Source organism: Psychrobacter sp. GP33 (assembly GCF_014119005.1).
Classification (GTDB): domain Bacteria; phylum Pseudomonadota; class Gammaproteobacteria; order Pseudomonadales; family Moraxellaceae; genus Psychrobacter.
Map to the genome: position 1 here is coordinate 166,361 of NZ_JACGYX010000001.1, position 24,707 is coordinate 191,067.

22 protein-coding genes and 1 pseudogene are annotated in these 24,707 nt (G+C 40.6%); 8 read left to right on the top strand and 15 right to left on the bottom strand.

Annotated features, from left to right (window positions below; genetic code table 11):
- Positions 1-86 precede the first annotated feature (86 nt).
- The 5 genes from H2245_RS00735 (at position 87) to H2245_RS00755 (ending at position 3,848) form a co-directional block, all read left to right on the top strand.
- Complete coding sequence (locus H2245_RS00735; RefSeq protein ID WP_182405111.1) at positions 87-662, top strand: PepSY domain-containing protein; 576 nt, start codon at positions 87-89, stop codon at positions 660-662.
- Positions 663-675: 13 nt separating this feature from the next.
- Positions 676-840 (top strand): hypothetical protein, encoded by a 165-nt coding sequence (locus tag H2245_RS00740; protein ID WP_182405112.1) that lies wholly within the window; start codon positions 676-678, stop codon positions 838-840.
- A gap of 642 nt (positions 841-1,482) precedes the next feature.
- Positions 1,483-2,313 (top strand): amino acid ABC transporter substrate-binding protein, encoded by an 831-nt coding sequence (locus tag H2245_RS00745; RefSeq protein WP_182405113.1) that lies wholly within the window; start codon positions 1,483-1,485, stop codon positions 2,311-2,313.
- A 53-nt stretch (positions 2,314-2,366) separates the two neighbouring features.
- The gene (locus tag H2245_RS00750) at positions 2,367-3,050 is read left to right on the top strand and encodes an amino acid ABC transporter permease (RefSeq protein WP_220464358.1); all 684 of its coding nucleotides are present in this window, start codon (positions 2,367-2,369) and stop codon (positions 3,048-3,050) included.
- A 54-nt stretch (positions 3,051-3,104) separates the two neighbouring features.
- Positions 3,105-3,848 carry an amino acid ABC transporter ATP-binding protein gene (locus tag H2245_RS00755; RefSeq protein ID WP_182405115.1) on the top strand — a complete coding sequence of 248 codons (744 nt, stop codon included), beginning with the start codon at positions 3,105-3,107 and terminating at the stop codon, positions 3,846-3,848.
- 68 nt (positions 3,849-3,916) lie between these two features.
- On the opposite strand, the gene H2245_RS00760 is transcribed toward H2245_RS00755, so the two are convergent.
- From H2245_RS00760 to uraD, 11 genes and pseudogenes are all read right to left on the bottom strand, one after another.
- Positions 3,917-4,567 (bottom strand): aminodeoxychorismate/anthranilate synthase component II, encoded by a 651-nt coding sequence (locus H2245_RS00760; RefSeq protein ID WP_182405116.1) that lies wholly within the window; start codon positions 4,565-4,567, stop codon positions 3,917-3,919.
- Positions 4,568-4,613: 46 nt separating this feature from the next.
- Complete coding sequence (locus tag H2245_RS00765; protein ID WP_182405117.1) at positions 4,614-6,032, bottom strand: anthranilate synthase component I family protein; 1,419 nt, start codon at positions 6,030-6,032, stop codon at positions 4,614-4,616.
- Between the two features lie 65 nt (positions 6,033-6,097).
- On the bottom strand, positions 6,098-6,373 hold the full coding sequence (locus H2245_RS00770) for a Trp family transcriptional regulator (RefSeq protein ID WP_182405118.1): 276 nt from the start codon (positions 6,371-6,373) through the stop codon (positions 6,098-6,100).
- Between the two features lie 421 nt (positions 6,374-6,794).
- Positions 6,795-7,631: a bifunctional allantoicase/(S)-ureidoglycine aminohydrolase gene (locus H2245_RS00775; protein WP_182405119.1), complete on the bottom strand. Its 837-nt coding sequence runs from the start codon at positions 7,629-7,631 to the stop codon at positions 6,795-6,797.
- Positions 7,632-7,914: 283 nt separating this feature from the next.
- Positions 7,915-8,019 (bottom strand): annotated as a pseudogene (locus H2245_RS12200) (hypothetical protein); the annotation flags it as partial.
- Between the two features lie 631 nt (positions 8,020-8,650).
- The gene (locus H2245_RS00785) at positions 8,651-9,211 is read right to left on the bottom strand and encodes an ureidoglycolate lyase (protein ID WP_182405121.1); all 561 of its coding nucleotides are present in this window, start codon (positions 9,209-9,211) and stop codon (positions 8,651-8,653) included.
- 285 nt (positions 9,212-9,496) lie between these two features.
- Entirely contained in the window at positions 9,497-10,477 is a 981-nt protein-coding gene (gene puuE, locus H2245_RS00790) for an allantoinase PuuE (protein WP_182405122.1), read from the bottom strand.
- Positions 10,478-10,780: 303 nt separating this feature from the next.
- On the bottom strand, positions 10,781-12,280 hold the full coding sequence (locus H2245_RS00795; protein WP_182405123.1) for an NCS1 family nucleobase:cation symporter-1: 1,500 nt from the start codon (positions 12,278-12,280) through the stop codon (positions 10,781-10,783).
- Positions 12,281-12,598: 318 nt separating this feature from the next.
- A complete protein-coding gene (locus H2245_RS00800) occupies positions 12,599-13,828 on the bottom strand; it encodes a urate hydroxylase PuuD (protein ID WP_182405124.1) in 1,230 nt (409 codons plus the stop codon).
- 358 nt (positions 13,829-14,186) lie between these two features.
- Positions 14,187-14,555, bottom strand: a complete 369-nt coding sequence (gene uraH, locus H2245_RS00805; protein WP_182405125.1) for a hydroxyisourate hydrolase — start codon at positions 14,553-14,555, stop codon at positions 14,187-14,189.
- 129 nt (positions 14,556-14,684) lie between these two features.
- Positions 14,685-15,206 carry a 2-oxo-4-hydroxy-4-carboxy-5-ureidoimidazoline decarboxylase gene (gene uraD / locus H2245_RS00810; protein WP_182405126.1) on the bottom strand — a complete coding sequence of 174 codons (522 nt, stop codon included), beginning with the start codon at positions 15,204-15,206 and terminating at the stop codon, positions 14,685-14,687.
- 383 nt (positions 15,207-15,589) lie between these two features.
- On the opposite strand from uraD, the gene H2245_RS00815 reads away from it, so the two are divergent.
- The 3 genes from H2245_RS00815 to H2245_RS00825 all read left to right on the top strand — a co-directional run bounded on the left by H2245_RS00815 (position 15,590) and on the right by H2245_RS00825 (position 20,252).
- Positions 15,590-16,264 carry a TetR/AcrR family transcriptional regulator gene (locus tag H2245_RS00815; protein WP_259365022.1) on the top strand — a complete coding sequence of 225 codons (675 nt, stop codon included), beginning with the start codon at positions 15,590-15,592 and terminating at the stop codon, positions 16,262-16,264.
- A 508-nt stretch (positions 16,265-16,772) separates the two neighbouring features.
- The gene (locus H2245_RS00820; RefSeq protein ID WP_182405127.1) at positions 16,773-18,815 is read left to right on the top strand and encodes a TonB-dependent receptor domain-containing protein; all 2,043 of its coding nucleotides are present in this window, start codon (positions 16,773-16,775) and stop codon (positions 18,813-18,815) included.
- A gap of 156 nt (positions 18,816-18,971) precedes the next feature.
- The gene (locus H2245_RS00825; RefSeq protein ID WP_182405128.1) at positions 18,972-20,252 is read left to right on the top strand and encodes a PepSY domain-containing protein; all 1,281 of its coding nucleotides are present in this window, start codon (positions 18,972-18,974) and stop codon (positions 20,250-20,252) included.
- A gap of 39 nt (positions 20,253-20,291) precedes the next feature.
- Here the strand turns inward: H2245_RS00825 and H2245_RS00830 are convergent, their stop codons facing one another.
- From H2245_RS00830 to H2245_RS00845, 4 genes are all read right to left on the bottom strand, one after another.
- Positions 20,292-21,050 carry an ABC transporter ATP-binding protein gene (locus H2245_RS00830; RefSeq protein ID WP_182405129.1) on the bottom strand — a complete coding sequence of 253 codons (759 nt, stop codon included), beginning with the start codon at positions 21,048-21,050 and terminating at the stop codon, positions 20,292-20,294.
- A gap of 43 nt (positions 21,051-21,093) precedes the next feature.
- Entirely contained in the window at positions 21,094-22,146 is a 1,053-nt protein-coding gene (locus H2245_RS00835; RefSeq protein ID WP_182405130.1) for an iron chelate uptake ABC transporter family permease subunit, read from the bottom strand.
- Between the two features lie 65 nt (positions 22,147-22,211).
- Complete coding sequence (locus H2245_RS00840; RefSeq protein WP_220464342.1) at positions 22,212-23,318, bottom strand: ABC transporter permease; 1,107 nt, start codon at positions 23,316-23,318, stop codon at positions 22,212-22,214.
- Between the two features lie 82 nt (positions 23,319-23,400).
- A complete protein-coding gene (locus H2245_RS00845; RefSeq protein WP_182405131.1) occupies positions 23,401-24,453 on the bottom strand; it encodes a siderophore ABC transporter substrate-binding protein in 1,053 nt (350 codons plus the stop codon).
- Positions 24,454-24,707 lie beyond the last annotated feature (254 nt).

Genomic DNA, 24,707 nt, shown 5'->3' on the forward strand with positions numbered 1-24,707 from the left:
TACTTTTTTGTCTCACCACCATTTGTAGAGCAACGTATTATGATATGAGCAGTAAAAATTAATGATAAAATTAGGGAGATAATCTCGTGAATATTATATCAAAACATCTTTATCTAATCACATTAAGCGTCTGCCTAACAGCAGCCTTAGGCACAGGCCTACTCAGTACTGCCGTAAATGCAGCCACAAATTCAAGTGAAGTGCGAGCAGCGCAAGCGAGTAAAATTACCTTGAAGCAAGCTATTGATATTGCTAGTAAACACTCTTTAGGCACGCTGATTAGTGCTGAATTCGATGATGACGACGACAAAGCAAAAGGTGGCGTTTATGAAATAGAGTTCAATACAGACACGCATAATCACGAAATTAAGGTCGATGCGCTGACAGGTAAAATCATCAGCACAGAAACAGATCGTCTAGATAGCGGTGACATTGCCGATTTCAAAACCATGAAGCAAGCAAAAATCAATATCACAAACGCGATGAGTATTGCCGAAAAAAATACCAGTGGGCGTGTTATTGAAATTGAATTTAAAAACGACCGGGATTATGCTGATCATACCTCCTATTATGAAGTAGAAATACTCAAACAAAATCAGATTATTGAACTTAATATCGACGCTACCACTGGTAAAGTTTTTAATAAGAAAATTAAAAGATAAAAATAGAAAATAAATGATTGCCTTGCCTCGAATTTCGTCGATGGTCGCTGCCTTGATCAATATTGAGATACCACGTTCAGGGTTAAAATTTCTTGACGGCTTTAAGATTGAAGACAATACTAATGGTTCTTCAAATAACGAAGGCAGCTATCAAAACGTCATTGGTGAGGGTTTATAGCATTAACAGCTCTCGTATCTCTCACCTCTAATAGTGATAATATGCCAGTAATGTTATAAATACAGTTGTATAAATACAATAAATTGATAATGAATCAAGCCCCAATTATGACACTCATGGTTGGGGCATTCTTGTTGGATACCGTATTCTTGAACATAGGACTAGGGCGCATTCTCAATGCAATCGCTGGCATCTAAATGGGCTAAAAATGTCTAAATCTTGCGAAACCGCTTCAAATACTTGGTTAATATTCTGATATGAGCTGCGCTACTTTTCTCATTTGACTGCAATTTATCACGTTTTTATCGCCATTTTTAAAATAAGAACGTTCTCTAGTAAATATTAGTATTCTTAATCTACTCACTATTTTTGTACCAACCTTAGGTAGCAATTGCGTTACTATGTTACGTAACTTAAGCCTATACACTATAACAATGGCGGTTTGGCTCATTTTTATGAAATTTTAGATTAATTTACTTTTAGTATAAAATCAGTATTGAAAAATAGGGGCTGCATCCTCAAATCGAGCAGCCAAATGTTATTTATAATAACGAGATTAACGATTATATTTTATGGTCGTATACTGGCTTTTAAAGCTAGGTTTTATGTAACTTCTCTTTTTCATATGTTTAAGGATGCCCTATGAAACGTCGCGCTTTATTAACGCTTGCTGCCAGCACGCTATTGCTAGCTGCCTGTAGCCAGTCAAATACGAACGATGCTGATACCACTGGTAAGGCGTCAGATGGTAGCTCGGAGCTACTGCAACGTGTCAATAGTAGCGGCACAATTAATGTGGGTACTGAGGGTACTTATCCACCATTCACTTATCATGATGAGAGCGGAAAGCTGACTGGCTATGACGTTGAGGTGACACGTGCTGTTGCTGATAAACTGGGCGTCAAGGTGGATTTTAAAGAAACCCAGTGGGACGCGATGCTAGCAGGTCTTGACTCTAAACGCTTTGATATGGTCGCGAACCAAGTCAGCCTTACTACGCCTGAACGTATGGCGAAGTATGATAAAGCCACAGCTTATAGCTGGTCTGGTGCAGTCGTCCTAGCGCCAAAAGATGACAGTCGTTATAGCTCGTGGGAAGCGTTAAAAGGTTTGCGTTCGGCACAGTCGCTTAGCAGTAACTATGGTGAGCTAGCAGAACGCTACCAAGCAGAAATCGTGCCTGTCGATGGTATGGCGCAAGCGGTTGAATTGGTCAAGCAAGGTCGTGCTGACTTTACGATGAATGACAATCTTGCTGTATTAGACTATCTAAAGAAATTTCCGAATAGCGGGCTTGAAATTAAACTCGTAGCGCCTGCGAGTGAGCAACGTGGTTCAGGTTTGATATTACGCAAAGGTGATGATGCCGTTGTCGCAAAAATAGATGAAGCGATGGCAGCCCTACAAGCTGACGGTACGTTGACTAAAATTAGCCAAGAATTCTTTGGCGCAGATATAAGCAAACAAAACTAATGCTCGCATCTATAATGTCAGTGTTTGCTGATCTATTAGCCTTATTGCCGTTTATGACGCCTGAACGGGCGCATATCGTTATCACTTCGTTTTGGCCCATGCTAAAAGGTGGTATCTACTATTCGATACCGCTGGCATTGATTTCTTTTGCGATTGGGATGACGATTGCGTTGAGTGTGGCGCTCATACGTATTGTGCCACGCGCAAGCTTGTGGCACCAAATCGTTTATCGCCTAGCACGTATCTATGTGTCTGCTATTCGCGGAACACCAATGCTCGTACAGCTATTCATCATTTTTTATGGTCTGCCAAGTATTGGTGTCAAGTTAGATCCTTTTCCATCCGCTATTATTGCCTTTTCACTCAATATTGGTGCTTATGCCTCTGAGACGGTACGAGCTTCAATCTTGTCGATTCCTAAAGGGCAGTGGGAAGCAGGGGCAACGGTTGGTCTGACTTATCTGCAAACTTTTCGCCATGTAATTTTGCCACAAGCACTGCGGGTATCGGTACCGCCATTGTCCAACACTTTTATCAGCTTGGTAAAAGATACCTCTTTAGCGTCTCTAGTATTGGTGACTGAGCTGTTTAAACAGGCGCAAATTATTACGGCGCGTAATTATGAATTCATGTTGGTCTATACCGAAGCGGCGATTATTTATTGGGGTATTTGTTTATTCTTGACCTTTATTCAAGGTAAGCTTGAGACGCGATTAGACCGCTATATTGCTAAGTAATTGATTAGTAACTGGCGCCATATCATTAATAATACCCGCACAACAGGAAAGTTTATGATTCAAATCACTAATATTCATAAAGCTTTTGGTGGCAATCAAGTGCTTAAAGGCATCGATTTGACTATTATTAAAGGCAATGTGGTGGTGATATTGGGACCATCAGGCTCAGGAAAAACGACCTTTTTACGTTGTATTAACGCGCTTGAGATTCCTGATCAAGGGGTGATTACCTTTGATGATGGCAGCTTGACAGTGGATTTTGCCAAGAAACCGAATAAGAAAACCTTACTGGCATTACAGCGTAAATCGGGTATGGTGTTCCAATCTTACAATTTATTTCCACATAAGACTGCACTCGAAAACTTAACATTAGGTCCAACGGTGGTACAAGGTAAAACAAAAGCTGAAAGTCGCACGCAAGCCTTGGCATTACTTGCTAAAGTGGGATTATCCGATAAAGCGGATTTATATCCGTTTCAGTTATCGGGTGGTCAACAGCAGCGTATCGGTATTGCACGTGCACTTGCCATTGAACCCTCATTGTTATTATTTGATGAGCCAACGTCTGCGCTAGATCCTGAGCTGGTGCAAGATGTGCTAGCAACGATGAAACAGCTGGCATCAGAAGGCTGGACGATGGTGGTGGTCACGCATGAGATTAACTTTGCCCGTGATGTCGCAGATCACGTAGTGTTGATTGAAGATGGAAAGATAGTCGAAGAGGGTAGTGCCAAACAGTTATTTGAGCTGTCGACGCATCCGCGTACGCAGGCATTTTTACAGCGAATTGACAGTTAGTATAAAGAAGACTGGCTTGCTATCAAGTCAGTCTTCTTTATATATTCTTAATTATTTTTAGAACAGTTTTACAGTACTTGTAATAAAAAATTAGTTAATAAGCGCTTAGCACCTTCGGTTGCAAAAGATTCAGGATGAAACTGCACGCCTTGAATCGGATATTCATTATGACGCAAGCCCATAATCTCATCACCTGCTTGAGCGGCATCTGCTAAGCTTAAATGGCGATGATCGTCATTGGCAACGACCGCAGTGACTGTTAGGCATTCAGGAAGCTTATCTGTAGCAACCATCAACGAATGATAGCGCATAATTTCAAGCTCTTGTGGCAATCCTTGATACACGCCTTCGCCATCATGACGTATCGATGAGACTTTGCCATGCATTGGGATACTGGCATGAACCACTTGTCCGCCGAACACCTGCGCAATACCTTGCATCCCTAAGCAAACGCCCAATAAGGGTATCGTCTTACCCAGTACGGCAATCACCTCTGCGCAAATGCCAAAGTATGCTGGATCGTCAGGTGCACCCGGACCTGGCGAGATGATAATCCGATCAGGTTTCATCGCCTGCACATCATCAAGCGTTATCTCATTATTACGCTTTACAATTACGCTGCCCGTGCCTTTATCATCCATTGTCTGCAATATCTCGCCCACATACTGATATAGATTAAAGGTAAACGAATCGTAGTTATCAATAATTAAAACATTCATCAGCAATCAACTCTTTTATAGAATACGGTTTATAGCAATAATGGTGTTAAGGGTGTATAAAGCTGTCTAGTACAACCTTCATTGCCGATAGCTTGCGCTGAATTTCTAAATATTCATCGGCTGGATTAGAATCGTAGACATTACCACCGCAAGTTTGTGCATACGCAGATTCCCCATTAATAAATAGGCTCCGAATCGGAATGGCAAAAATACAATCGCCGTTAAAGTTAAACGATCCAAGTGCGCCGCCATAAGCACCGCGACCATCTGGCTCTAGCTCATTAATAACTTTGATGGCCTCAATCTTTGGTGCGCCTGATAACGTTCCGGCAGGAAAATTACTAGCAAGCGCGCTAAACATATCCTCATCAGGATGCAAAATACCGACGATTTCAGAAGAAATATGCTGTACGTGTGAGAAGCGTTTGATATCCATCAAATTACGTACCTTTACCGTACCAAATCGTGCGACGCGCCCAATATCATTACGATGTAAATCGACCAGCATATTGTGCTCGGCAATCTCTTTAGCATCATTTAATAAAGCACGCGCCAATTGACGATCTTCTACCTCATCAACGCCACGCTTTGCCGTACCGGCGAGTGGATAAGTCTCCATCTCGCCTTGACGCAGGCGAAATAGTAATTCAGGTGAGGCACCGATGATGCACTGCTGAGCAAATTTCATAAAGTACATGTGCGGTGATGGGTTGACCGCCCGCAGCTTTTCATAAATCGGCATCTTATCGCCAGCAATACGATATTTGGACTTAAAGCCGACTTCACACTGAAAAATACGCCCAGAGATGATGTCTTCTTTGACTTGCATGACAACTTTAGCATGTTCATCTTTACTCATCCCATCACCCAAAAATTCTACGGTGGGCGGCTCATAGCTTGGAATTGGCATATTAATTAAGGCTTTAATTTGCTCGATACGGTTGTTTTGTTGCTCGGTTGGATAGTAAAAATAGAAAATCTCGCCGGTCATCTTATCGAGCGTCAAGCCATCTAAATAGACGCCAAATTTAAACGGTTCAAAATCATCACTAGGCTTAGCATTTATGCTGGGCTCAAAGAAATTTACACTGTCATAACCCAAATAACCGACTAAGCCACCCGTTTGGTCACGGGCGATGACATGCTGCGGGGTAATTGTGCGTAGCAGCTGATAGGGGTTGTCAGTCTGATAGTGTTTGGTTTCAGCGGTTTTATTATCGGTAATGGCAAGAGTTGTGCGGTCAATGGCAGCAATGGTCATCACCGGATCAAAACCAATGGCATGATGGCGTGACATATGACTGTCTTCGCCTAAGGATTCTAGTAAATAACAGGTATTGAAAACATACTCAATACGTTTAAATAACGCGAAAAAATCAATATCTTGCGTCAGCTTTATCCGCTGCGGCTTGCTAGGAATATCAATAGCAGCAGGCTGGATGTGCTGGGATATAGGAGAGGTCATAACGAGATCCAAAGTAATTCAAATAGGTGTAGTTAAAATAAGTTTAGGTAGTGTTGATTAATGTATTACGCATCTTGTCTGTGGGTCGTCAGCAGCGCACTAACATCGTGAATCTGCGTGGCTTTGGCACCGCGTGAGACAGTTGCAACACCGACACCTAATTGCTCAGATATTTCACGTTGGGTAACGCCGCGCTCTAGTAAATCAAAAATCCGAATACGATTGGCAATCTCAAATTGCTCTTTATCTGTTAGCAGTGCATTTAGCAGCATTTCGATATCGGCGCTGTCATGACAACTGGCTAAATGATTTAATAAACTGCGATAAGGGTCAGTACTCATAATATTTAATCTTAATAAAAAAAGAGATTAACAGCTATTTTGTTTCAGTATTCTAGTACAATAGTACATAAAAAACAAGTAAAGTGATTGAACGTTTTAGCATTACTTTATTAAAGCTGTCTTTTAAAAATATTTAATTCAGCATAAAACTAAAAAGCCAGCTAATCATAATTAGCTGGCTCTACCATTAAAAATTTTGGTGGTGTTCTAAAAATCATGCTGACATCAGACATCGCCATAATTGACATAAAAGAACATCAAATCGAACACTATTGGAGTTTGAAACGATACTTAATGCAGGTTGGAAGTTAGCTCAAGATTATTACTTTTCATAAAAAACTACGCTAGCAATTCTATTGCTAGCGTAGTTTTAAAAGTAATCAATGACATATTCGGATTAACGATTGTGCCTTAATATTACTTATTTTACTGGACGAATAAACGGCATATGTCTATTCACGTCTTTATACAGTAAATATCTAAATGGACCAGGACCGCCAGCGTAACAAGATTGTGGGCAGAATGCGCGTAGCCACATAAAGTCACCTGCTTCAACTTCTACCCATTCACCGTTTAAGTGATAGACGGCTTTACCTTCTAGTACATACAAACCATGTTCCATTACATGAGTTTCATCAAATGGAATTACGCCGCCTGGCTGGAAAGTCACAATATTCACATGCATGTCGTGACGCATATCAGACTGCTCGGTAAATCGAGTGGTTGTCCATACGCCACCAGTACCCGGCATTTCAATCGCTTCAACATCATGGTCGCTAGTAACAAAAGCTTCAGGCACATCAACACCTTCACAATGTTGATAAGCTTTACGAATCCAATGGAATTTAACATGCTTGTCGCTATTGTTTTTTAGCGTCCATTTGCAGCCAGGTGGTAAGAATGCATAACCACCTGATTCAAGATGATGAGACTCACCTTCAATAGTGATATCCATTTCGCCTTCAACGATGAATACGACGCCTTCAGCATTTGCATCTAGCTCAGGCTTTTCTGAGCCACCATTAGGCTCAACTTCGACGATATACTGTGAAAAAGTCTCAGAGAAACCTGAAAGTGGACGTGCAAGTACCCACATGCGCATGCCTGTCCAAAAAGGTAAATAGCTAATTACAATGTCGGTTAGTACACGTTTAGGGATAATCGCATAGCTTTCGGTGAAGATAGCACGATCAGATAGTAGTTGTGTTTGAGGAGGTAATCCGCCAGTTGGTGCGTAATAAGTACTTTTTGTTGACATTGTTAATGTTCCTTAGTGGTGTTGTGCCGCGATAGATTCGTGTCTGAACTCATGGAGCAAAAGTCAGGTATACCCGTTTTGCTGGGATTTCCCTTTAACTAAATCAAATGCAGCTTGAAAGGCTAAGCTATTGTCAAAATCGTTAGACGTTAGACATAGCCCAGTAGTTTGGATCGGTTTAATTTTGTTTATCGACAACTATAACTGATGCTGTTTTTTCTAATGACGCATGGAGCTTCGATTTATCTAAGATTCCATGCTTTAATCAGTTGCAGATATGCTAACTATAAATATGTAAAGTTGCTCTGTCTTCCATGAGTACAATGTTATAGATATCAGGCATCTTAGAAGCTCCCATGCCTAAATCAACCCATCGAACCACGTAACCTGACAGTCTTTACGCATTGTTTTCTAATCTATTTTCAATTTTTTGTACACTTAATTCTTCAAGAACATCGACTTGATGAGATTGTGCCCGCTCATAATCACTTACGAGTTAGGGAGTATTTCAGAATGCACAAAAATAATTATTATTAATAATAAAAACAATAGTTTACAATGACTAAAAAAGGGTAAGTACTAGCTTAAAAGTTAGTATTTTTTGACCAATTTTTATAGCAAATCTTACCCATATTATAGCAAATCGTACAGATAATGAGCAATTTTTTCCTGAACTATCTTGCCAATATAAAGCGACTAAACAAAGAAAGCTACGTTCTCGTCTCAATCATCTTCAAGTAACGTATCGCTCTGTTAGTATGGATAACTGAAACAGTTTTTTAACCGCTTTTAAGCAGGATAATAAACGGGAAGAAAAATAGCATACCGTAGTTATATAGGGCAATAACTGCCGTCTCAGACATCGGTTAAAACGAGCCATTAGAAAAACATGTTATTTTTCTAAAAAGCTCGGTAATTATTTCAGCCTGCTTAATTTGGCGGTCTTTTATAACAATTATTGCTATGTGTGTTTTCAGTGTGCTTTTTAGAGCATAACCAAAAGACTACTTATTTAATTTCTAAACAGTATTAGCCTTTGCTCTCTCTGATTTAGCTTGCTCAGCAGACACATCGACACAAACTTCCCAATCATCAATCTCGAATTCATAGCAGTTATTACCATCGCCATTGATACGATCGACAACTAAGAAATCACAATCCGCTTTTAGCGCTAGTAGCGGGTGATGCCAAACATTGGCATCATACTGTACGCCTTGATGCGAATGAGCATAAAACACTTCCAAATCATCAGCAGACTTAGGTGGCTCACCAGCTTTGGCCACAACAACTATATAGTCTGTTGAATTTATAGAAAAGAAGGCTTGCGTACCAAACGGATGGTATTCCATAACTGATAAAGTAATAGGGCAATCACGTCTTTTGGTACGGAAAATACTAAAACCTACTTCTCCGCCGTCATGACTAACTTTTGAGATAGCGTTATGGCGACAGGCAAAGCCACGATTGATATCCCAGCTGTTTTCAGGACATTTTTCTTGATCATCATAAGGCTCAATCACTGAGCCATAAGGAGCAAAAGCAGCTTTAGTTAAAGGTTGAGCAATTATTGTGGTTTTCATGAATTCACCCTTAGGTTAATAAACAATGATATTTATTTAGTTGTTTTAGCAACTTATTAAGTGATAGACCGTCAGTGGTCGATAGCGGTATCAGGTTTTTATTCGTAAGATTTTTCTAGTGCTGTACGATGGTTATAGCTAGGCAGTTTATGCGCAGTTTTCTGCTCATATTAATAAACGATCAGACTGAATGTTATCGGTATTTGCTTATTTATACTAAGAAAATACCGAACATAAGATGTAGTTTTTGAGCAATGGAATCACTGAGGTATAGACTGTTTAAGATTACATCCAGTTTGAAGTATTATCGGCAGTTGCTGGATGATTTTCATACCAGTGCTTGGCGATTTCATCACGGCGGCATACCCAAACATCGGGTTTACTGGTGATGTATTGTAGAAATTGTTTGAGCGCTTTAATACGACCAGCACGACCAATGATGCGGCAATGCAAACCAATCGTTAGCATTTTTGGCGTGTCTTGACCTTCTTCATATAAGGTATCGAAGCTGTCTTTTAGATATTGATAAAAAGGTTCAGCGTTAGTAAATCCAGGACTTGAAGAAAAACGCATATCGTTAGTTTCAAGCGTGTAAGGAATAACCAGATGCGGCTTGCGCGTTAAAGTATTGCCATCTTGTACTTTAACATTGAGCCAGTATGGGAGCTCATCAGCGTATGAATCGGAGTCATAGATATAACCGCCTTGTTCGGCAACCAATTCACGCGTGTTGGGACTATCACGTCCAGTGTACCAGCCTAATGGCTGTCCGCCAAGCATCCTTTCAAATATTTTAGTTGCAGCACGTACATGTTCACGTTCTGTCTCACGATACATGTCTTGATAAGTAATCCAGCGCAGACCGTGACTTGCTACTTCATGTCCGTCTTCCAAGATACGCTCGACAATATGTGGCGTCTTTTCAGCAGCAGTGGCGCAGGTGAAAGTAGTAATTGGCAAGCCATACTCTTTGAATACGTCAAGCACACGCCAAACTCCAACGCGACTACCGTATTCAAAGGCAGACTCGATAGATTGGTGACGATTGAGAAATTCAGGCGTACCTAATACGTCAGATAAAAAGCGCTCAGAATGACCATCGCCATGAAGGACACTGTTCTCTGCGCCTTCTTCAATATTTAGTACGAACTGAACCGCGATTTTTGCTCCACCTGGCCAATTTGCTTTTGGTGGATTATCGCCGTAGCCTTTGAGGTCGCGAGGATAAGCGTCCTGATCAAAGTCACTGGTAATCTTCTGCGTCATTGTATTTTATCCTTAATGAAAAATAGAGCAATATATTTACTCAAGACTTAATAATCATATGAATATCATATGATGGTTTAGCGAAAAGGCTAGAAATAAGTAGGTTAACAATAAAATGGATTAAAACTAAAAGGTGGTTAACCTGGTGGGGGTGCTAGAAGTACGCTAATTAATCATTATAATGACAGCAATGGTTAGCACACTCACCAACTCCCCTAAATGTAATTTTTATGAAAACTGCTTGTTTTGAACGTTCTTTACTTTAAAAAGTAACATTTAGGAAAAGTTATTTACTTTATAAAGTTAACTATTATTTGACTGTACTGTTTCATTCGGCGAGACAGCGTAAGGGCGCATAAGTAGCCAATAAACAATACCACCAATTGCTGCACCCATTAAAAATCCATAACCTTCAAGCTTGGAAAGCATAGGTACAAGTATGGTTGCAATAGAGAATACAGCACCAAAGGCAAATGCAATCAAACCTCGAATATTCCAACCTTTATAATAATAATATGCGCCGGTAGGCTTATCAGAGAATAGATCATTCATATCAATATGTTGGCGTTTAATAAGGTAATAATCAACCACCAAAATACCGAAGAAAGGCGCGATGACTGCACCGATGGCATTAACAAAACCAACAATACCTATTTTACTGATAAAAGATAGCCATAAACCACCAACAAAAAATGCAATTACTGCAGTAATCAAACCACCTTTTCGAAAGCTAATATACTTAGGAAAAAGGTTGGCCAAATCATAGGCAGGCGGTATAAAGTTTGCGACCATGTTGATACCAACTGTCGCTGCAAAGAAAGTTAGGGCGGCTACAATAGTTAATGGTACAGCATCAACACGTTCAACAATATCGGAAGGATTAGTTAAGGCTTCGCCAAATACAACTAACGTACCTGCTGTAATCACAAGAGCAATAAATGAAAAGAAAAACATATTAACCGGTAGACCGATTAAGTTCCCTAGCTTCATATCTCGTTCACTGCGTAAAAAGCGTGAAAAGTCCCCAAAATTAATGACTACCGCAGCAAAATAAGCCACCATTGTACCGACAATGGCTGTAAATGCCTGAAGTTGGCTACCATCATAATCACTATTACTGGTAAAAATGGAACTGATGGCTGGTAGTAATTCTGATCCCGACTGATACCATATCATACCCATCAAAACGACCATCACTACATATACCAAAGGTCCTGCCCAGTTTAAGAAGTGCTTAATGGGTTCAATACCTGCCCAAAATAGCATAATCTGAAATAGCCAAACAATGACAAAGGCAACCCAAGCAGTACTGTTTAAACCTAGTAAGGTGGCATCTGATCCACCCATGATTAAGGTTAATAAAATAGCAACAGCGGTTGAGGCAAAATAGGTCTGAACCCCGTACCAAAAAATTCCAATGATTGCTCGCAGGACCGCAGGTAAATTTGCGCCGTTAACGCCAAGGCTTGCACGTATGAGTACCGGAAAGGGAATACCGTATTTAACACTAGGCCTACCCGTTAGATTGACCATTAGCATCACAATAAAGCCGGCACATATGATGGCTGCCATCACCCACCAACCGCTTAAACCATAACTTAAGAATAATGAAGCAGCAAGCGTATAGCCGAATAAGCTTTGGATATCATTTGACCAAACGTTGAATATAGAAAACCAACCCCAAGTTCGTTCACTTGGCGGTAATGGTGCTAAATCTTTGTTATATAATCTTGAGTGCTGGATATTAGGATCAAGTAGACTGTGATCATATATAGTTGGATTTTGTTGGCGCTTATTAGACATCTGTTCTTCCTTTTAGCAGATGGCAGCCACAATTAAGCCTTCTTTACTGTATGTCTATATGATGATTTGGTCAAGATAATTTTTGCTTAATATGAATAAAAAATAATAAGAGAGGTGTAAGGTTCGGTTAGCCAAAACATAAGAGACATTATAACCGCTAAGATATTTATAGTTTTAGTTTTTAATTGAATATTAAGATATATAGGATAGTGCGAATACACGATAATCATCAAAATAATTAATGTGTATTCGGGGGGATAGATGTTGTTACTAGCCGGTAATGAACCAGCTAGCACATGAGGTATAATAATTTTAAAATTATAAACCTGAAGTGTAAGCTACTAGCTGCTGACGTTCTTCGTCAGTCAATTTAGTAATGTTACCTAGTGGCATATATCCACTTTGTACTGCAGTAACAATTTTAGCTTTATGAATTTTCATGTCTTCAGGAGTTTGAAGAATAATACCCGCTGGTGGCGCAGCAAAGCCAGCTTGCGTTGGTTGTGCCGCATGACAAGTAGTACAGCGCTCATGAACAACCGCCATCATCGCTTCATCGCCTGAGGCAACGCCAGCAGTAGCACTGTCAGTAGTCGTTGTTGCGCTAACAACTGGTGCAGGTGCCGCTTCAATTGGAGCAGGGCGCATCCAGAAGATTAATGCAAGTGTAGCAATGGCAGGAACGATTAAATAACCTGGTTTATTGCGACCCAAATGTTTTTCGTTGAAGAAATGACGGGCAGTTGCCGTAATAATACCGACGAATACCAATACTAACCAACCTTGTGCATGTGAATACATCATTGGATAGTGATTACTAATCATGATAAAAATTAACGGTAGGGTAAAGTAGTTATTCATCACTGAACGGTTTCTGGCCATTAATGCTAAAGCTGCTACATCTGGACCTGGTTTTTCGCCTTTACGAACACAATCCACCAACGCACGCTGCGCAGGCATAATACCAAAGAATACGTTACCTGCCATGATCGTACCTAAGATGGCACCAACGTGGATAAATGAGGCACGGTCACTGAACAGTTGGTAAGAACCCCAAGTGGCAATAACTATTAATATAAAGATAGTGACACTAAAAACCAGTTTATTTTTGCCTATATGGCTACGAACAATAAGTTCATAAATAAGGTAGCTGCCGAACAAGAAGGCTAAACTGACAGCGATTGCTTGAATATTGGTAAACGCAATCTTACTTGGATCTACCAAATAAGCAGTCGCATTGGCGTAATAGACGATAGATAGCATCGCCATACCGGTAAGCCATGTGGTATAAGCTTCCCATTTGAACCAATGCAATGTTTTTGGCATTTCTTCAGGTTCAAGCTTGTATTTGGCAATTTCATAGAAACCACCGCCGTGAACAGCCCAAAGATCGCCTGAAATGCCTTTTTTGGCTTTCCATTCTGGCGGCTTCTGAAGGCTCATGTCTAGCCATACGAAGTAGAAAGAGGCGCCAATCCATGCTACGCCAGCAATGACGTGGAACCAGCGGAAGAATAGGTTTAACCAATCGAGATAATATGCGCCCATGTATCAAATGTCCTTTTTGTATTGTTCTGTCTTAGTAAGTGGTAACGGCAGCGGCGCATCATCTTGGTATAACAAACTAGTGATACCAAGATGATGAGACAAGTAAAGGCGGTGCCGGCTTTGATATCTAATGTTTGATTCTGTCAATACCATCCATAGGAGTAGCGAGAATCAAACGACTTTATATCGTTAAGCAATTCAGTTCTAATACCAATCGATTAAAACAATGAATCAAACTACTAGAGTTAGCGATTTGTGATGTATTTACAGATTTAAAAATAATGCTTGCACTAAATACTTGTATTGAAAGTACCTATCCAGTAAATGCACCAGATAGGCATAGTGACTTAAGAGTGACTTACGAACCGCGATACGTACCATAGCCATGTGCACTTAGCAATAACGGTACATGATAATGGCTGGCATCACTTACCACAAAATCGATCACAACTTGTGGATAAAACGCGGTTAGTTTTTGTGCATCAAAATAAGATTGAGTATCAAAGGTCAAAGTATAACGACCGTTGTTTAAGTTGCACTCAGCGCTATCAACAGCGGCATCAAAATTCCAGCTATCAGGTGTTACACGACCATCATTGTTGGTAGTGCCATTAGCAAGTAGGGTAGCTTCACCATTGTCTGATACGCGATGTAGAGTCACTGCGATATCAGCAGCAGGTTTGCCTAAATGTGTATCTAAAATATGTGATGACAGGGTGGCTGACATAATGCTTCCTTATTATAAGTGAAATTCCGTTAGGGTGATAGCTTATTACTAAGCACTTTCTTAATATTATACAGCTAAATTATCTAACTAAAACATATAGATAGGTGACACTCTATTTCTAATTGCTATCTATGCAAGACCAAATAGCTTTTGGATACGTAGACGCGTTATTTTGTTTTGCTCAGCTGCTGCATTAGCAAGCTCAGTTGTGCGATCATTTGGCAGACGTGCCAATAATAAATCAAGCATTTGCTGCGCGCTCTTGCCTGTTGCAAAGACAATAAAGATAAAACCAAATTTATCGATATAATCTTGATTGCCTTGGGCAAGCGCTTCGAGCACTTGATCTTCAGCTTCAGCAGCGCCTGACTGCTCATGCGCAGCGCTGTCTTGCGTATTACGATATTTTTCTTTTAGCGAGTCAACGTTACCAATTTGTGGATGACCATCAAAGGCTTCAATTAAATTGGCTTCACTGGTTTGAGCTTCGTTCCAGGCGCTATCACTAGCAGCCAGCATAGTATCGATATCAGCAAAAGGACGAGCACCAGCAAGTTGCTGTGCCCAATTACTGCTCGTGCAGCAAGTTAACAGTTTTGCTGTAGCATCTTCTTGAGAAAGGTCGTTAAATTCTGACAGGGTTAAGCTCATGATGACATCCTTTTCTTTTAATAGTGAAGCCCGATAGTCTAACAGGCAAAGGTGATATAACCATCCCTTTATATAAATTGAGTGACATAACTCGATAGGGCAAACCAATATTACGACGGGATTATGTTCTTTATAAACAAGAAACACCCTAAGTAGAAAGTTTTAAAAGTGTAATAAGCGATGAGAATCGTTTATTAAAATGATACTAATTGAAACGCAATTGGTTTATATTGTCTATTGTGCAAAAACCTGACCATTTGGTCAACTATTTTATGAAAAATATTTCGCTTTTTGGTGTTATTTTCCTTAAAAACTAGCATTTATCGTCAGTGCTAACAGGAATTTAGCGTTTTTCTTATCAAAATTGCCGTGTGGCCTAAATTATGACCATTATGACTCAAAATAATCAGAAAAATAATGTGGGTGCATCGGAAGCACCATCCCATCGTAGTCAGCAAGATATTCGAGCGCGCAATCAAGATCGGATATTACGAGCAGCTGAAGAGGAGTTTGTCTTAAAAAGCTACCGCGGTGCGACCATGCAAGGTATCGCTGATCGCGCAGGATTACCAAAAGCCAATATTCACTATTATTTCAAAAATAAGAAAAATTTATATAAAGTAGTATTACGCTCGATTATTCAAGAGTGGAACGAAGGTCTAGTGACTATGACGGTAGATAGTGACCCTAAAACAGTCATTGAAAAATTCGTTCGCACTAAGCTGCATCAAGCTTTTGCTCATCCCAATCGCCATAAATTATTTGCTGTTGAAGTCATTAGTGGCGCGCCTCATTTGCATGACTTTATGTCGACAACGATGCAAGAATGGGCACTTGATAAAGTGCAAGTAATGAAAATATGGCATGAGCAAGGAAAAATTAGTGTTGCTGATCCATTACAACTGTTAATTTTAGTATGGGCAACCACTCAGCGTTATGCTGAATTTGAAACTGAAATCATCGGCTTAATGGGAAAAACAGCTTATGATAAAGAGGATGAAACTCTTGCGGCTGAGTTCTTAGTACCTTTTATATTACGTGGTTGTGGACTTGAATAATGGCCGCAAACAAGCAGTTTTTCTAGTTAATACATAATGGTATGCGTCTTTCGTTTGTATCAAGTAATTTATATTAATCAATACTATCTATGATGCATTATAAATCGTTTAATTAATTATTATATATTAAAAGCTGACCAATTGGTCAGCTTTTTTTGCTTTGTTCCTATATAAATCTAGTATTGATACCATTATTTTTATTATAAATGAGTTATTAGCTCTCCATAAATTAATCAGTCGCAACTATCGAACGATATTTTTTATTTCTAGTATTGCTAAATTATTAACAGTTCGTTATCATACTTTTCTTTTTAATGTTAACTATTATCATTTGTATTCGTAATACCGTTTGTATTGACAGGTTATGCAGGGTTAAAGCTAGAGGTCTACAATAATGTGGTACGTAAAAAACATAAGCGCACGACCAATATAGCGCTAGCTTCAAAATACAAAAGATAATAGGGCACAAAATTCTCGGGTTTTTACAGTCAAATAAAGTGAGTCGGTTATGCGTGAAGCAATATTTTCTAGTCAGTTCACAGTGCTATCAGTCGGTATAGCCGCAGTGTTATGGTCACAAATGGCGAGTGCAGAAGTAGAGCCAAGTACTTCTTTACAGACAATTACCGTGACTGCAAACAGTTCGGTACGAGGAAAGGTACAAGAAGGTTCTGTCTATACAGAGGACTATACGCCAGCACAGCAAGCCGATCATTTAAGTGACTTTTTGAATGTAATACCAGGCGTTACCGTAGGCGGTACTTCGTCAGTTAATCAACGCATACGCGTGCGCGGGCTAGATGATACCAATCTAAAAGTGACCATTGATGGCGCACGTCAAGAGGGCACGCTATTTTATCATATGGGTGATGTCACGATTGATCCTGATTTATTAAAGCAGTCTGAAGTGGCGGTGGGTAACAATTCAGTGACGCTTGGTAACGATGCATTAGGCGGTGCCGTTGCTTTTAAGACCGTTGATGCAGTGGATCTGCTGAAACCGAGTCAAAAAATTGGTGCCAAATTACATACAGGCTACGCCAGTAATAATGATGAGTTATTAACGTCAGCAACAGTTTTTGGCGCACCAACCGATAATACTGATTTATTGGCTTATTATGGCAAGCGTGATACCAGTTCGGGTGAGGATGGTAACGGTCGTGAGCTGTTTGAAGACAGTAAAAGCGAAAACATATTATTAAAGGCGGGCGCTTATGTTGCCGATGATCATCATATTGGCGCAAGCTTTAGCCGTACTGAAAAAGAGGGTATTTTCCCATTTCGTCCAGACTTTCCTGGTCGTCCTGACGCCCCGATACCGCAACAAGTTAAGCGCGACACTTTTGGGTTAGATTACAACTTTAATCCAGCAAGCAAATTGATTGATGTTGATACCAATGTTTATCAGACCAAAACCCGTATCTTGCGCGATTCTGATTATATTAATAACCCAGGTTTTGATTTTAACGCACAGGTTAAAACGACCGGTGCGAAAATACAAAATACAAGTAATATCGACACTAATGTCGGTACGCACAAGCTGATAGCGGGTGTTGAGCACTATAAAAAAGAATCTGAGATGGAACGCGACTTCGTCAAAAAAGGGTCGGATGAAGCCAAAAATACCTCTGTATATTTAGAAGATCAGTGGAAAAATGGCAAATTAACATTAACGCCTGGTGTGCGTTATGATCGTTATGAGTCACCAGAGTTCGTTGCTGGTGGCAAAACTTATGATAATGTCGTCGGTGCACTGGCGGCGAGTTATGAAATTGCGCCAATGACGCAAGTTTTTGCCAGCTACACGCAATTATTTAATGGTCCTGATTTAAGCCAAGCGATTTTTAATTCGGACGGTGACAACACTTACGTTAATAACAACTTGAAAGCAGAAGAAGGCTCTAATGCTGAAATTGGTATCGCCAAAACGTTACGCGACCTAACAGTAGCGGGCGATGCGCTCCAACTGAGCGGTAAATACTTTGAAACCAATATTGAAAACTTTATTGAATTTGTACGTTCGGGCGGTACTCGTGTTGGCTTAGACTGTGCAACTGGACAATCTGGTGGTGCGTGCCAAGGCGCAGTAAATAAAGATGAAGACTTTAAAATTAAAGGTGTTGAGCTTGCCGCTGATTACAAAATGAATAACTTTAGTATGGGTCTGGGCTATACCCGCGCGCGTAGTAAAGGTGAGAAAACAGGCGATAGTATTCCATCAGTAACGGGCAGTAATTCTAACTCGGGTGATCGTTACATGGTGAACTTGAACTATGAACCAAATGATGTCGTTGGTTTAGGCTGGCGCAGTACTTATGTCGCATCAATCACAGACAATAAGCAAAATACCAAGCCAAATTATGATGTTCACGATGTGTATATGAACTATACACCACGTCAACTTGATAATATAAAAGCAACGGTTGGGGTATATAACCTCTTTGATGAAGCTTACGCCAGCCACTCCTCTCGCTTAAATACTGCTGATTTTACTACTACTGACTTTGAGCCCGGTCGTAATATCAAAGCGTCATTGACGTATCAGTTTTAAGTAGAACTTCGCTAGTATTAGTATTTAACAAGCCAGATGTCTTTGGAGACAGCTGGCTTTTTTAGTGGAAAAATACGCTTAAATTACATTATGAATAATTAAAAAATAACCGTTAATCATAAACTTAAAACTAAAATTAATAAAGAATTTGGAAAGATGATCTCATTTAACTCCCGACAAATCTGTCTTTGGATTCATCGTTATACCGGACTTGCGATAGCAGGTTTTTTAATTATTGCCGCTATTACAGGCTCGCTACTAGCATTTCATGATGAATTAGACGATATCTTTAATCAGCGTTTGGCGGTTGTTGAGAAAATGCAGACACCGCCATTGTCTATCGCCACCCTTCATGACAAGGTGATTAGCCGCTATCCAGAATATGGTTTTTCAACCATGCCCGTAGCAATTGAGCCTAACCGAGCCGTCGTCTTTGCGGTTGATAAAAATAAAGGTGATGTAAAGATAGCGCCTAAACCCTTGTTCCAAGAAGTTTATATCAATCCCTATACTGCGGATATCATGGGGGCGCGTGATAAAGACGAATGGGCATGGCGCAATACCATGTGGAAAGTGTTTTGGCTACATCGTGAGCTGTTACTAGGTGATATTGGCAAGCTGATATTGGGTATTATTGCATTGGTTTGGACAATTAATTGCTTTATTGGTTTTTATTTAACTTTTCCACGCGCCGTTAAAAAAAATCAGGTATCGCGCCAAGAAACTGCTAAAAAACGTGCTTCTCTATTCAAGCGCTGGCTACCGGCATGGAAAATCCGTACTAAAACCAATACCTTTAAGCTCAACTACGACTTACATCATGCGTTTGGCTTATGGCTGTGGCTGATGTTGTTTGTGATTGCATGGTCAAGTGTGGGTTTTAATTTGCAGCAGGTTTATAAGCCTGTTATGCAAGCAGTAGTAGGGCTTGATGGTAAAGAAGGTAAATCAAATAAAGCGGACAAATCTAGCGAGCTAGTAAGAAGTGAAACGGGCACCGCTAATCTGGTTAATAAAGCCAATAGTATCGACTATTTAAGTAAGCAAGCGAATATTGTCGCGCAAGAAAACGGCTTAACCGTGCAGCAGTTATTAGGTATTCGCTGGGTTGAGGAAGACAAGCAATGGCAAATGCGCTTTAAAACTAATAAAGATATCGGTAAAAAAGGTGGCGCGTCTTCGATTACCGTCAATGCAATAGATGGCAGTATCGAGCGCGTAAATTTTGCTTATCAAAACGTCTCATTTGGTAATAAGGTTGATCAGTGGTTATATACCTTGCACATGGGACATATCAGTCATGGCGCAGGTCATCTGGTATATCAAATCTTCTTAGCATTGATGGGGTTAGCGGTAGCGGTACTGTCTGGCACTGGTGTGTATTTATGGTGGAAAGGACGGCAACAACGCTTAAAATCTTTGCGAAATCTGAGATAAGTTTGGCTAAAGCTGACAAAGCCGTTTACGAGTACGACTTTAAACCGTATCGATAATCACTGGGCGACCTTGATGATTAAGCACGGTAACGTCCACGTTATAGAGGTCTTTCATAGTAGCTTTGGTGATGACATCCACTGGTCGACCAATAGCTTGTACTTGACCGTCTTTCATCGTCACCACGGTATCAGCAAACTGTGCTGCTTGATTGATATCATGGAGGACGATGACCACGGTTTTTTGCTGGCTATGACTCAACTCACGTAGCTCACGCATCAAGCGCCCTGAATGATACATATCGAGATTATTTAGTGGCTCATCGAGCAATAAATAAGGCGTATCTTGGCAGACAATCATCGCAATCAGCACTCGCTGGCGCTGTCCACCTGATAGCGCAGATAGAAAGCGATCGGCTAAGGGTTGCAGCTCGAAGCGTTCGATGATTTCATCTACTTTTTGCTGATCTTTTGCCGTTGGACGTCCTTGATGATAGGGGTAGCGCCCGAACATCAGCAGCTCATGAACCCGCAGTCGCCCTTGCACTTGATTATCTTGGCTGAGCATCGCTACTGTCGTGGCAAGCGTGCGCGCATCACAGCTGACAATATCGTGCTCAGCAAAGCTTATTTGTCCAGTTTGTAATGCTTGCAGGCGTGCCATGACCGAAAACAGCGTAGATTTACCCGCGCCATTGGGACCAATTAAAGCAATGACTTGTGAGCTTGGCAATGACAAGCTAATGTCATATAAGATTTTTTGTTTACCAATATGATGCGATACGCCATTTATTTTAATCATAGTCTTTCTTATTCTTCGCTGAATGTGTAATAAATTCTAAGTCTTAACGGCGTTGGCTCATGAATATTAAGGCTAAAAATACCAAACCACCTGCCAGCTCGATGACGACGGACAATACCCCAGCCATACCAAGCACTTGCTCAAATAGCGTTTGACCCAATACTAAACAAATCATCGCTACCAAGCTAACCAAAATTAAGCGTTCGCTATGGTACATATTGCGTGCCAGTCGATTGGTTAATGCACAAACTAATAAGCCAAAAAAAGTCACAGGACCTACTAATGCAGTTGCCGTTGCGACCAATACCGCAATGACAGTTAATAACCCAAATGCTAAACGCTGATAGTTAATGCCTAAATTAATAGCCTGCGCCTTACCTAACATGAGGACATCACATTGAAAACGCCAACGCCAAACAAATAGTGCACTCACCACACAAATAAAGAGACTGATACCAAGGAGCTGCGGATTGACAGTATTAAATTGCGCATAACTTGCTGATTGCACCACCACAAAATCATCTGGATTAATCAGCCGTGCAATCAACGCCGATAAACTACGAAACAATACACCAAAGATGACACCTACCAATATCAGCCGCGTTAAATCCTGACTGCTTTTGGAAAACAGTAATTTAAATAGCAGTAACGACGCGCCAAACATCAACACAATCTCAAGTGAGAATTTGGCAATGGGGTTAAGACTGGTGAAGCTAATCGCACCCAAAAAGAACACTAGTAAGCTCTGTAATAACACATAAAGCGAGTCAAAGCCTAATAATGAGGGTGTCAAAATAGGATTATGCGTTAGCGTTTGAAAGAGGAGAGTAGAGACGCCAACTGCATAACCGACCACCATCAGCGCCAATAGTTTTTTACCGCGAAGTGGCAAAGCAAAGTCCCAATGACCATGCACATTAACGGTTAAAAATAAAATGGCGGAGATAAGTAAAGTGATGGTGGCAATTGATTTTGGATGTTGACTGACGGCTAACCATAGCCGTACCCAAAATTTTGCTAATAGGTTAAGGCTGGTAGTAGCACTATCAATAGTAGCATCGGTCGTTGGGCTGGAAGAGGCAGAAGGTAAAAACATACGCTGATCTTATAAAAGAGAATGGCAAGTAAAACGATAAAGATAAATTATACAGTTTAGATAGCTTAGGACTCAGCAGGCACACGTAATAATAGCCATAAAAACACTACCGTACCGACCACCCCAAACACAGTTGCTACCGGTACTTCAAACGGATAGCGAATAGAGCGCCCGATAATATCGCAGAGCAATACCGCTGAAGCACCCAGTAAAGCAACCGCTGGCAAGCTGCGTCTAAGCTTATCACCCATAATACGACTGACGATATTCGGCACGACCAAACCAATAAATGGAATCACCCCAACCGTGACCACGACCACTGCGCTCATCATGGCGACCATGCCAACGCCAATCCATGTCACATGACGTTTACTGATACCCAAGTTCAAGGCAATATTGTCACCTAAGCCAATGATAGTAAGTTTATCAGCAATAATATAAGCGATAATGCAAAGTACGCCAGTAAACCAAAGCAGCTCGTAACGTCCTGCCAACACGCTTGAGAAGTCACCGAATTGCCAAACGCTGAGCATCTGTAAGGTCTCAGTTTGATAAGCAATAAAGGTGGTTATGGCATCAATAATCCCACCGAAAACAATGCCAATCAGCGGAATCATCAAAAAGTCAGTTGGCGGAATCCTGTGAATGAGCAGCATAAATAACATCATGCCAAATACCGCAGCGATAGTTGCCACACTCATTTTGATAATGAGCGCGCTGGCAGGAAAGAAAAGACTGACCACCAATAAGCCAAGAGCAGCGCTTTGAGTCGCGCCAACCATAGACGGCTCTACAAAGCGGTTTTTAAGCACGACTTGGATAATCATCCCAGCAACTGCCATGGCAATACCGGTCAAAATAATGGCAATCGTCCGCGGTAAGCGACTGACCAGCATCAATGAGCTGTCTGAATTGGCGCTGTGAGTGATAAGACTGTGAAAAATTCCTGACCATGAAAAGTCGGCAACACCAATAGACAAACTCAGTAATACCAATATTCCCATGATAATAAGGCTTGCTGTATTGATTAACCAAGGTGGAATTTTGGTATGGGGCGATTTAGCGTTTAAATCACCATTTACCTGCTGCTGCCATCGTGATGGCGCAGAAGGTAGAGATTTATCAATATTGACGTTATCAATATTAGTAGCGTGATTAGAAAATAGGGGCATAACGGTTGCTAACTTATGGCTGGCGTGAAAGGTCTACGCAAAAATATTTACTTATGGTCTATTTTTTAATGGATAAAAGCATTTACTTTGCCTGATTAAATGCCGTTTTAATCGCTGTTAAATCCTGCATCCACTGATAATAACCGCCAAATGCAAGGTAAGAATCTGGGCTAAGATAGACTACTTGATTCTTTTTCCAAGCTGTCGTTTGCGCGACTAACGGGTTGTCCAAGACGGCTTTTGCACCGACACTTTCTTCACCGATAGCGGCGCTACGGTCAATCACAAACAGCCAGTCAGGATTGGTTTTTTGTAAGTACTCAAATGACACTGGCTGACCATGACTAGCGTCTTTAATTTGATTATCCACCATCGGTACGCCAAGTACGGTATGGATAAAGCCAAAGCGTGATTTATCGCCATAGGCTGACAGCTTATTACCATTAACCATGACCACCAAACCATTACCTTTATTGTTGGTTACCGTTTTTGTCTCATCAATAAGACCATCGATATCCTGTTGCAACTTTAACGCTTGATCACTTTTGCCAAACAATGCGCCCAAATCATGCAAACGCTGCTTGCTAGACTCATAAATATTGGCGGTATCAATACTCATATCGAGTGTTGGGGCGATGCTTGATAGCGCATTATATTTCTCTGCCATACGCGAGCCGACCAAGATAGCTTGTGGCTGCATCGCATTTAATGCCTCGAGGTCTGGCTCAAATACGGTACCGACTTCCTTTGGCTCAGGCTGAGTTTTTGAATGTAGATTATCTAATTTTAGACCGCTTGGCATACCATCGACGGCGACATTTAGCGCTGCCAAATCCTGCATCAAGGTCATGTCATAGACCACAATAGGCGCAGGATTAATCGGCAATTTTACTTTACCTTTCACCGTCTCAACATCAATGTTTGTCACCGATATTGCATCATTATTAGCCACATTTGACGCCACATCTGCCGTTTTATTTTCCTTTTTCGTGTCATCTAATTCTGAATTCTGAGAAGGTGAGCAGCCTACTAGACTCGTGCTGGCAAGCAATACGGCCGTCATTGTAGTTAATAAAGGACGTTTGAACATTGAAGGTGATACAGAACGGGTAGTAGCGAAGCTATTGGTAAACATAAAACACTCGGTATAAGACAAATGGTTACCAGTACGTATTTAACACACTGATGACCTATAAAAAGAAAAAGAGCCCGTTTAGCGCTCTATATAGAAGGCTAAAACATTGCTCATGTATTAGATTATTGCGTCTATTAGTAACTTACATAAAAGATTTAATAGTATAGAAGCAATAAACTTAGATAATCATATAGGAAAGAAAACGTTTTATCAATGATAATGATAACGATTTATATTAACAATATCACTTTAAG